Raw genomic sequence first — 10,011 nt, forward strand, 5'->3', positions numbered from 1 at the left:
GAGGACCGTGTGCGGGACGTTCACGACTGCACCTCCGGAGTCGTCGCGGGGCCGATGCGGACCACCGCGCCGGGCTGGGCGCCGGTGTCGGAGGCGACGCCCCCGCCCGTGGAGTTCAGCGGCAGCCACACCACCCGGTCCGGCATCGCGGTGACCTTCAGGGGCAGCCGTACGGAGCCGGCCGGGCCGGTCACCTGCAGGACGTCGCCGTCCTTGACCCCCGCCTCCTCCGCCGTCGCCGCCGACACCCGGGCGAGGGCCGCGTGCCGCGTGGCGGCGAGCGCGTCGTCGCCCTCCTGGAGCCGGCCCCGGTCGAGCAGCAGCCGGTGCCCGGCGAGCACCGCCTCCCCGGCCTGCGGCCGCTGCACCGGGCGCGCGGGCTCGGAGGGGCCGGCCGCCCACTCGCCCTGCCAGCGGCCCAGCCGCTCCAACTCGGCGCGCGCGGACGGGACATCGGGCAGTGCCAGGTCCACGTCCATGGCGGCGGCCAGCATGTGCAGCACCCGGGCGTCGGGCATGGGCTGCCGGGTCGTCGCCTGGTCCGGCCGGACCGCCGCCTCGAACGGGCGGGCCCTGCCTTCCCAGTTGAGATACGTTCCTGCCTTCTCGGCCACGGCCGCGACCGGCAGCACCACGTCCGCCAGCCCGGTCACCTCGCCCGGCCGCTGCTCCAGGCTCACCAGGAACCCGACCGCGTCCAGGGCCTCCCGGGCCCGCGCCGGGTCCGGCAGGTCCGCGGGCTCCAGCCCGGCCACCACCAGCGCGCCCAGCTCGCCCGTGGCGGCGGCCTCGACGATCTGGCCGGTGTCCCGCCCGGGGCTGCGCGGCAGTTCGCCGATGCCCCAGGCGGCCGCCGTCTCCTCGCGCGCCCGCGGGTCCGTCGCCGGACGCCCGCCCGGCAGCAGCCCCGGCAGGGCGCCCGCTTCGAGCGCACCCCGCTCGCCCGCCCGGCGCGGGATCCACACCAGCGCCGCACCGGTCGCCCCGGCGGCGGCGACGGCCGCGGTCAGCGCGCCCGGCACGGCCGCCAGCCGCTCGCCCACGGCGATCACCGCGCCCTCGGCGCGCAGCGCCTCGGCTGCCGCGCGGCCCGCCGTGTCCAGCCCGGCCGACAGCCCCGCCGTGTCGGCGAGCGCCTGCAGCCACTCGGTCTCGGTGCCGGGCGCCGCGGGCAGCAGCGTGCCGCCCGCCTTCTCCAGGCCGCGCGTGGCGTGCGTGGCGAGCGCGAACACCCGCAGCCCGCGCTTGCGCCACGCCTTGCGCAGCCGCAGGAATACGCCGGGCGCCTCCTCCTCCGCCTCCAGCCCGACGAGCAGCACCGCGGGCGCCAGTTCCAGCGCCGTGTACGTCACGCCACTGCCGTCCAGGTCCCTGCCGCGCCCGGCGACCCGGGACGCGAGGAAGTCGGCCTCCTCGCCGCTGTGCACCCGCGCCCGGAAGTCGATGTCGTTGGTGTCGAGCGCGACCCGCGCGAACTTCGCGTAGGCGTAGGCGTCCTCGAACGTCAGCCGCCCGCCCGTCAGCACGCCCGCCCGGCCGCGGGCCGCCGCCAGCCCGCGGGCCGCCGCCTCCAGCGCCTCGGGCCAACTGGCCGTCTGCATCTCACCGTTCGCATCCCGCACGAGCGGCGTGCCCAGGCGGTCCGGCCGCTGCGCGTAGCGGAACGCGAAGCGGCCCTTGTCGCAGATCCACTCCTCGTTGACCTCGGGGTCGGGCGAGGCGAGCCGGCGCATCACCTTGCCGCGCCGGTGGTCCGTACGCGTCGCGCAGCCGCCCGCGCAGTGCTCGCACACGGACGGCGAGGAGACCAGGTCGAACGGCCGCGCGCGGAACCGGTACGCCGCCGACGTCAGCGCGCCCACCGGGCAGATCTGGATGGTGTTGCCGGAGAAGTACGACTCGAAGGGATCGCCCTCGCCGATGCCGACCTGCTCCAGCGCCCCGCGCTCCAGCAGCTCGATCATCGGGTCGCCCGCGATCTCGTTGGAGAAGCGGGTGCAGCGCGCGCACAGCACGCACCGCTCCCGGTCCAGCAGCACCTGCGCGGAGATCGGGACCGGCTTCTCGTAGGTCCGCTTGCGGCCCTCGAAGCGGGAGTCGGCCTGCCCGGCCGTCATCGCCTGGTTCTGCAGCGGGCACTCGCCGCCCTTGTCGCAGACCGGGCAGTCGAGCGGATGGTTGATGAGCAGCAGCTCCATCACCCCGCGCTGCGCCTTCTCCGCGACGGGCGAGGTCAGTTGGGTCCTGACGACCATGCCGTCCGTGCACGTGATCGTGCAGGAGGCCATGGGCTTGCGCTGGCCCTCGACCTCGACGATGCACTGCCGGCAGGCACCGGCCGGCTCCAGCAGCGGGTGGTCGCAGAACCGCGGGATCTCGATCCCGATCATCTCCGCCGCACGGATCACGAGGGTGCCCTTCGGCACCGAGAGCGCGATCCCGTCGATGGTGACGGACACCAGATCGTCCGCAGGAGGCGCACTGGACGTCGGTTCAGTCACGGTCATGCAGGCACCTCCGGGTGCGGCTGGTCGGCCCACACAGTGGACTTGCTGGGATCGAAGGGGCAGCCCTTGCCCTTGACGTGCTGCTCGTACTCGGCGCGGAAGTACTGCAGCGAGGAGAAGATCGGGCTCGCCGCGCCGTCGCCGAGGGCGCAGAAGGACTTGCCGTTGATGTTGTCCGCGATGTCGGCCAGCTTGTCGAGGTCCGCCATGCGGCCCTTGCCGGCCTCGATGTCGCGCAGCAACTGCACCAGCCAGTACGTTCCTTCACGGCAGGGCGTGCACTTGCCGCACGACTCGTGCGCGTAGAACTCCGTCCACCGCGTCACCGCGCGCACCACGCACGTCGTCTCGTCGAAGCACTGCAGCGCCTTGGTGCCCAGCATCGATCCGGCCGCGCCCACGGCCTCGTAGTCCAGCGGCACGTCCAGGTGCTCGTCCGTGAGCAGCGGCGTCGAAGAGCCGCCCGGCGTCCAGAACTTGAGCGTGTGGCCCGGCCGCATCCCGCCGCTCATTCCGAGCAGCTGGCGCAGCGTGATGCCCAACGGGGCCTCGTACTGGCCGGGGTTGGCGACGTGACCGCTCAGCGAGTACAGCGTGAAGCCCGGGGACTTCTCGCTGCCCATCGAACGGAACCATTCCTTGCCCCGGTTGAGGATCGCCGGAACCGAAGCGATGGATTCGACGTTGTTCACCACAGTGGGGCACGCGTACAGGCCCGCGATCGCCGGGAAGGGGGGCCGGAGCCGGGGCTGGCCGCGGCGGCCTTCGAGGGAGTCGAGGAGGGCCGTCTCCTCGCCGCAGATGTACGCGCCCGCCCCTGCGTGCACGGTGATGTCGAGGTCGAGTCCGCTGCCGAGGATGTTGCGGCCCAAGTAGCCTGCTGCGTACGCCTCGCGCACGGCCTCGTGCAGCCGCCGCAGCACGGGGACGGTCTCGCCGCGCAGATAGATGAAGGCGTGGTCGCAGCGGATCGCGTAACTGGCGATCAACATCCCCTCGACGAGGGAGTGCGGGTTGGCGAAGAGGAGGGGAATGTCCTTGCAGGTGCCGGGCTCGGACTCGTCGGCGTTGACGACGAGGTAGTGCGGCTTGCCGTCGCCCTGCGGGATGAACTGCCACTTCATGCCGGTCGGGAAGCCGGCGCCGCCGCGGCCGCGCAGCCCGGACTCCTTGACGTACGCGATCACTTCGTCGGGCTGCATGGCGAAGGCCTTGCGCGCGCCCTCGTAGCCCTCGTGCCGCAGATAGGTCTCCAGGGTCCAGGAGCGGGGCTCGTCCCAGAAGGCGCTCAGCACGGGCGCGAGCAGCTTCTCCGGGCTGGTTTCGTGCATCTCCGGTGCCACGGTCATCCCTCCCCCTCCTCGGACTGCGCGGGCGGTGCGGGGCGCGGGGGGCCGACGCGGGGCGTGCCCTCGCCCTTGGCCAGCCGCAGGCCGGCCAGCGTGGCGGGTCCGGCGCCGCCGCTCGCCTCGACCGCGCCCGGGCGTTCGTCGGGGAAGCCGGCGAGGATGCGTTCGGTCTCGCGGTACGTGCAGAGCGGGGCGCCGCGCGTGGGCTCGACGGTGCGTCCGGCGCGGAGGTCGTCGACGAGCTTCTTGGCGCTCTCGACGGTCTGGTTGTCGAAGAACTCCCAGTTGACCATCACCACGGGCGCGAAGTCGCAGGCCGCGTTGCACTCGATGTGCTCCAGGGTGACCTTGCCGTCCCCGGTGGTCTCCCCGTTGCCCACGCCCAGGTGCTGCTGCAGCGCACCGAAGATCGCGTCGCCGCCCAGCACCGCGCACAGGGTGTTGGTGCAGACCCCCACCTGGTAGTCGCCGCCCTGCTTGCGGCGGTACATGGTGTAGAAGGTCGACACGGCGGTCACCTCGGCCGTGGTGAGCCCGAGTTGCCCGGCGCAGAAGCGGATGCCGGTGCGGGTGACGTACCCCTCCTCGGCCTGCACCAGGTGCAGCAGCGGCAGCAGGGCGCTGCGCCGGTCCGGATAGCGGCCGACGAGCTGCGCGGCATCGGCCTCCAGCCGGGCCCGCACCTCGGCGGGGTAGTCGGGAGCGGGCAGCTGCGGCATGCCCAACTGGACGCCGTGACCGCCTGATTCAGCAGTGCTCACCGGTCGACGCCTCCCATCACGGGATCGATGGACGCCACGGCGACGATGACGTCGGCCACTTGACCGCCTTCGCACATGGCCGCCACGGCCTGGAGGTTGGTGAAGGACGGGTCGCGGAAGTGGACCCGGTGGGGCCGGGTGCCGCCGTCGCTGACGACGTGCACGCCCAGCTCCCCCTTGGGCGACTCGACGGCCGCGTACACCTGGCCCGGCGGCACCCGGAAGCCCTCGGTCACCAGCTTGAAGTGGTGGATCAGGGCCTCCATCGAGGTGCCCATGATCTTCTTGATGTGGTCGAGGGAGTTGCCGAGCCCGTCCGGGCCGAGGGCCAGCTGGGCGGGCCAGGCGATCTTCTTGTCGGCGACCATCACGGGCCCGGGCGCGAGCCGGTCCAGGCACTGCTCGACGATCCGCAGCGACTGGTGCATCTCCGCGATGCGGATCAGGAAGCGCCCGTAGGCGTCGCTGGTGTCGGCTGTGGCGACCTCGAAGTCGTAGCCCTCGTAGCCGCAGTAGGGCTGGGCCTTGCGCAGGTCGTGCGGCAGGCCCGTGGCGCGCAGTATGGGGCCGGTGATGCCCAGGGCCATGCAGCCGGCCAGGTCGAGGTGACCGACGTCCTGCAGGCGGGCCTTGAAGATGGGGTTGCCGGTGGCGAGCTTGTCGTACTCGGGCAGGTTCCGGCGCATCTTCTTCACGAACTCGCGCACCTGGTCCACCGCGCCGGGCGGCAGGTCCTGGGCGAGCCCGCCGGGACGCACGTAGGCGTGGTTCATCCGCAGGCCGGTGATCAGCTCGAAGACGTCGAGGACGAGCTCGCGGTCCCGGAACCCGTAGATCATGATCGTGGTGGCGCCGAGCTCCATGCCGCCGGTGGCGATGGCCACCAGGTGCGAGGAGATTCGGTTCAGCTCCATGAGCATGACGCGGATGACGGAGGCCCGCTCGGGGATCTGCTCCTCGATGCCGAGCAGCTTCTCGACGCCCAGGCAGTACGCCGTCTCGTTGAAGAACGGCGTCAGGTAGTCCATGCGCGTCACGAACGTGGTGCCCTGGGTCCAGGTCCGGTACTCGAGGTTCTTCTCGATGCCGGTGTGGAGGTAGCCGATGCCGCAGCGGGCCTCGGTGACGGTCTCGCCGTCGATCTCCAGGATCAGCCGGAGCACTCCGTGCGTGGAGGGGTGCTGGGGACCCATGTTGACGACGATGCGCTCGTCGTCGCCCTTGCGGGCGGCGTCGGCGATCTCGTCCCAGTCGCCGCCGGTGACCGTGTAGACGGTGCCCTCGGTGGTCTCGCGGGGGCTGGTCGGTGTGGACATCAGGAGTACGACCTCCGCTGGTCCGGAGCCGGGATCTGGGCGCCCTTGTATTCGACGGGGATGCCGCCGAGGGGATAGTCCTTGCGCTGCGGGAAGCCCTGCCAGTCGTCGGGCATCATGATCCGCGTGAGGGCCGGGTGGCCGTCGAAGACGAGGCCGAAGAAGTCGTAGGCCTCGCGCTCGTGCCAGTCGTTGGTCGGATAGACCGCGACGAGGGACGGGAGGTGCGGATCGGCGTCGGGGACGCCCACCTCCAGCCGGACCAGCCGGTTGTGGGTGATCGAGCGCAGGTGGTAGACGGCGTGCAGCTCGCGCCCCTTGTCGCCGGGGAGGTGCACGCCGCTGACGCCCGTGCAGAGTTCGAAGCGCAGCGCCGGGTCGTCGCGCAGCGTGCGGGCGACGCGGGGCAGGTGCTCGCGGGCGATGTGGAAGGTGAGTTCGCCGCGGTCGACGACCGTCTTCTCGATCGCGTTCTCCGGGACGAGCCCCTGTTCCTCCAGGGCGCCTTCCAGTTCGTCCGCCACCTCGTCGAACCATCCGCCGTACGGCCGGACCGCCTGGCCGGGCATCCGCACGGTGCGCACGAGGCCGCCGTAGCCGGTGGTGTCGCCGCCGTTGGCGGCGCCGAACATGCCGCGGCGGACGCCGATGACCTCGCCGGACTCCTCGCGCTGGGCCGGGAATTCACCCTGACCGTTGTTCTCGCCGGGGGTCACGCTCACTGCAGCAGCCCCTTCATCTCGATGAGCGGCAGGGACTTCAGCGCCGCTTCCTCCGCCTGCCGGTCGGCCTCCTCGCGGTGGGCGCCGAGCTTCTCGTTCTGGATCTTCCGGTGCAGCTTGAGGATCGCGTCGAGCAGCATCTCGGGGCGCGGCGGGCAGCCGGGCAGATAGATGTCGACGGGGACGATGTGGTCGACGCCCTGGACGATCGCGTAGTTGTTGAACATGCCGCCGCTGGAGGCGCAGACGCCCATGGAGATCACCCACTTGGGGTTGGGCATCTGGTCGTAGACCTGCCGCAGCACGGGCGCCATCTTCTGGCTGACCCGCCCGGCCACGATCATCAGGTCGGCCTGCCGGGGCGAGCCGCGGAAGACCTCCATGCCGAAGCGGGCCATGTCGTAGCGGCCCGCACCGGTCGTCATCATCTCGATGGCGCAGCAGGCCAGGCCGAAGGTGGCCGGGAAGACCGACGCCTTGCGCACCCAGCCGGCGGCCTGTTCGACGGTGGTCAGCAGAAAGCCGCTGGGCAGCTTCTCCTCGATTCCCATGGCGCGCCCCCTAGTCCCATTCCAGGCCGCCGCGACGCCATACATAGGCGTAGGCGACGAAGACGGTGAGCACGAAGAGGAGCATCTCCACGAGCCCGAACAGCCCCAGGGAGTCGAAGGTGACGGCCCAGGGGTAGAGGAAGACGATCTCGATGTCGAAGACGATGAAGAGCATCGCCGTCAGGTAGTACTTGATCGGAAAGCGCCCGCCTCCGGCCGGATGCGGGGTCGGTTCGATGCCGCATTCGTAGGCCTCGAGCTTGGCGCGGTTGTACCGCTTGGGCCCGATGAGCGATGCCATGACCACGGAGAAGACCGCGAAGCCGGCACCGAGGGCTCCCAGTACGAGGATGGGCGCGTACGCGTTCACCGCTCCTCGCTCCTTCCAGTCTGTCGACGCTGACTGCTGGCTGACCGGACCCGGCGGGCTCACCGCCCTCCCTGGGCCGCCCGAAGATCGGCCGCATGTGAGGCAGTTCACAAGCCCGGGTCGCGTGCATCCTATGCCCGCCGGTCTGTGATCTGCGACACGGGGTACGCAACCGTGTTTGTGATCTTCACCACCTGACGAACGATCATCAAGTCGGATGAGCGGTGAGCTACGCACACGAAGCGCGCGAGTGATCACGACAGGTGACATTCGGTCGCGTCGGCGCTGGTGGCGGAGGTGATCCACTATCAATCGAGAGCCGCTGCGGGCAAATTGGCTTCATGGGCCGTCAACTGATAAGAGGGCTCGACCCGATGGAACGAAGAGGGCCGGCGACGCCTCTCCGTCACGCTCCGCGCCCGTCCTCACGTTCGGTGCACAAAGTTCCAGCAGGGGCGGCGGGGGCGTGAGCTCTGCCACGCGCCGGGGGGTTTGGTGGCCGGATTTTTCGGACAGCCTCGACGGGGGGCCGGAAAAAGTGATAGGCCGGGTCGCCGGTCGGCCGACGAGCCCAAACGCCGTGCTGAGGCGCCGGATCGGGGGTGCGGCGGGGTTGTGCGCCGTGACCCTCCCGTGATCAATAAGCCCGAATTCTGAGCGCGTACACGCCAATTGTGGCGCACGTCACGCTTCTTGAACTGAACCTGTGCGGACTGATAGTCCGTTGTCCCATGTCCCCGAACGCGCATATAACCAGCCACCGGAAGCCCCGTCGTCCCGCGACTCAGTCGTGGGTCGTCCGCACGGGTGTTGCCGGTGGCGTCCTCAGCACCCTGGCCGTCGCCGGTGCGGGTTCCGCCACCGCCGTCGAGAAGCCCTCCGAGGCGACCATGGAGATGCCGGCGTTCAACGCCGAGATCTCCACCTCCATCGCGCAGAGCGCGGTCGCCACGCAGCAGGCCGCTGTGGACTACCAGGTCCGCGCACAGGTGGAAGACGCGATCGACCACGCCAAGGCCGACGCCAAGAAGGCCAAGGACGAGGCGGACCGCAAGGCGGAGGCCGAGCGCAAGGCCGCCGAGCAGGAGCAGCGCGACGCCGATGCGCGTGCCTCGCGCTCCTCGGACCGCAGCTCGCTGAGCACGAAGTCGGAGTCCTCGTCCTCCGCCACGGGCAGCACCGCCACCCTGGTGAGCTTCCTGGAGGCCCAGCTCGGCAAGGCGTACGTCATGGGCGCCACCGGCTCCTCCTCGTACGACTGCTCGGGCCTGGTCATGGCCGCGTACAACCAGATCGGCATCGATCTGCCGCGCGTCTCCCAGGACCAGTCGACGACCGGCACCCAGGTGGGCCTCGACAACCTCAAGACGGGCGACATCCTCTACTGGGGCTCCGCGGGCAGCGCGTACCACGTCGCCGTCTACATCGGCGGTGGCAAGTTCATCGGTGCGCAGAACCCGAGCTCCGGCGTCGTCGAGCGCGACCTGAGCTACTCGCCGCCCACCGGCGCGGTGCGCGTTCTGTAACAGGGCTTTTCACGAAGGGCCGCCGCTCTCCCGCTCGGGAGCGGCGGCCCTTCGCGTTTCACGACATGCAGGCCACCTTGACCGCGTCGGCCACCCCCTGGGTGTCCTCCCGGACCGTCCGCGCGATGTCGCACCCGGCGTCGGCGACGATCGTGTCCGTCTCCCTGACACCGGGGATGCCGGCGTGACCGGTCATCTTGGAGTGCCGGGTGAGGTGGATGGTGTCACCGCCCTGGCCACCGCGGATCCTGCCGTCGACGGTCCCGTCGATGTCGATGCGGTCGTCGTCGCCCTGCCCGTCGACGGACCCGGTCCCGCCGATGCGGCCGGACCGCGTCACGGTGATCTCGTCCTCGCCGCCGCCGGCCCGGATGTCGCCGTCCATCTCCCCGGTGACGGTGATGGTGTCGTTCCCGCCCTTCGCGTCGACGACGGTGCCGGGCTCGACGTGGGAGCAGACGATCGTGTCGTCCCCCGGCGTCCCCTCGATCAACCGGCCCGACCGGTGCACCCCGTTGACCGTGCAGTCCGTCACCGCGTGCGCGGGCGTCGCCGCGAGCGCGGCGGCGGGAAGTATGACGGCCGTCGCGACGACGGCGATGCGCGCGGTACGGGCACTGACGGCTCGGGCGGCGAGACGGGCGGTGCGGCTGAGATCCACGGATGCGCTCCCCCTTCGGGATGAACCGGACTATTGCGGTATCTCCCCTGAAATGCGGCCCGCAAAGCGGGAGTTAGGGGACACGAAGGGGTGATTCGGGGCCTTCGGCCCCGCTCTCGTCGCGGGGTGCGCCCCGTCAGGGTTGCGCCCCGTCAGGGGCGCGGGGAACTGCGCGACCGAGAGTCGTGGCATCGGGAATGACGGCCAACTATGCACGGTGCTGCGATAAATCGGCCCGCAATTGGTCT

Annotated in this window: 9 protein-coding genes; 1 reads left to right on the forward strand and 8 read right to left on the reverse strand. The window is 71.0% G+C overall.

Annotation, left to right across the window (positions count from 1 at the left end):
* Window positions 1–20: 20 nt before the first annotated feature.
* From ACWD4B_RS17855 to ACWD4B_RS17885, 7 genes are read right to left on the reverse strand one after another with little or no spacing between them, the layout of a single operon-like run.
* The gene (locus tag ACWD4B_RS17855) at window positions 21–2,507 is read right to left on the reverse strand and encodes an NADH-quinone oxidoreductase subunit G (protein ID WP_451421605.1); all 2,487 of its coding nucleotides are present in this window, start codon (window positions 2,505–2,507) and stop codon (window positions 21–23) included.
* Window positions 2,504–3,856, reverse strand: a complete 1,353-nt coding sequence (gene nuoF, locus ACWD4B_RS17860) for an NADH-quinone oxidoreductase subunit NuoF (RefSeq protein ID WP_451421606.1) — start codon at window positions 3,854–3,856, stop codon at window positions 2,504–2,506. Before nuoF ends, ACWD4B_RS17855 begins: the two co-directional genes overlap by 4 nt.
* Complete coding sequence (nuoE, locus tag ACWD4B_RS17865) at window positions 3,853–4,575, reverse strand: NADH-quinone oxidoreductase subunit NuoE (RefSeq protein WP_451421615.1); 723 nt, start codon at window positions 4,573–4,575, stop codon at window positions 3,853–3,855. The genes nuoF and nuoE overlap by 4 nt, the downstream gene beginning before the upstream one ends.
* Before the next feature lie 38 nt (window positions 4,576–4,613).
* Complete coding sequence (locus tag ACWD4B_RS17870) at window positions 4,614–5,933, reverse strand: NADH-quinone oxidoreductase subunit D (protein WP_451421607.1); 1,320 nt, start codon at window positions 5,931–5,933, stop codon at window positions 4,614–4,616.
* Window positions 5,933–6,655, reverse strand: a complete 723-nt coding sequence (locus tag ACWD4B_RS17875) for an NADH-quinone oxidoreductase subunit C (protein ID WP_451421608.1) — start codon at window positions 6,653–6,655, stop codon at window positions 5,933–5,935. Before ACWD4B_RS17875 ends, ACWD4B_RS17870 begins: the two co-directional genes overlap by 1 nt.
* Window positions 6,652–7,206 (reverse strand): NADH-quinone oxidoreductase subunit B family protein, encoded by a 555-nt coding sequence (locus tag ACWD4B_RS17880; protein ID WP_336413137.1) that lies wholly within the window; start codon window positions 7,204–7,206, stop codon window positions 6,652–6,654. Before ACWD4B_RS17880 ends, ACWD4B_RS17875 begins: the two co-directional genes overlap by 4 nt.
* Before the next feature lie 10 nt (window positions 7,207–7,216).
* On the reverse strand, window positions 7,217–7,576 hold the full coding sequence (locus ACWD4B_RS17885) for an NADH-quinone oxidoreductase subunit A (protein WP_171085587.1): 360 nt from the start codon (window positions 7,574–7,576) through the stop codon (window positions 7,217–7,219).
* 731 nt (window positions 7,577–8,307) lie between these two features.
* On the opposite strand from ACWD4B_RS17885, the gene ACWD4B_RS17890 reads away from it, so the two are divergent.
* Complete coding sequence (locus ACWD4B_RS17890) at window positions 8,308–9,102, forward strand: C40 family peptidase (protein WP_451421609.1); 795 nt, start codon at window positions 8,308–8,310, stop codon at window positions 9,100–9,102.
* A gap of 58 nt (window positions 9,103–9,160) precedes the next feature.
* Here ACWD4B_RS17890 and ACWD4B_RS17895 read toward each other — a convergent pair whose 3' ends face one another.
* Window positions 9,161–9,763: a hypothetical protein gene (locus ACWD4B_RS17895; RefSeq protein WP_451421610.1), complete on the reverse strand. Its 603-nt coding sequence runs from the start codon at window positions 9,761–9,763 to the stop codon at window positions 9,161–9,163.
* Between the last annotated feature and the right edge of the window lie 248 nt (window positions 9,764–10,011).

This window comes from Streptomyces sp. NPDC002536 (assembly GCF_053594995.1).

Excerpts from the sequence above, each read along its gene's own strand:
- ACWD4B_RS17855 (WP_451421605.1), bottom strand. The coding sequence starts at position 2,507 with ATGACCGTGACTGAACCGACGTCCAGTGCGCCTCCTGCGGACGATCTG.
- ACWD4B_RS17880 (WP_336413137.1), bottom strand. The coding sequence starts at position 7,206 with ATGGGAATCGAGGAGAAGCTGCCCAGCGGCTTTCTGCTGACCACCGTC.
- nuoF (WP_451421606.1), bottom strand. The coding sequence starts at position 3,856 with ATGACCGTGGCACCGGAGATGCACGAAACCAGCCCGGAGAAGCTGCTC.
- ACWD4B_RS17870 (WP_451421607.1), bottom strand. The coding sequence starts at position 5,933 with ATGTCCACACCGACCAGCCCCCGCGAGACCACCGAGGGCACCGTCTAC.
- ACWD4B_RS17890 (WP_451421609.1), top strand. The coding sequence starts at position 8,308 with ATGTCCCCGAACGCGCATATAACCAGCCACCGGAAGCCCCGTCGTCCC.
- nuoE (WP_451421615.1), bottom strand. The coding sequence starts at position 4,575 with ATGCCGCAGCTGCCCGCTCCCGACTACCCCGCCGAGGTGCGGGCCCGG.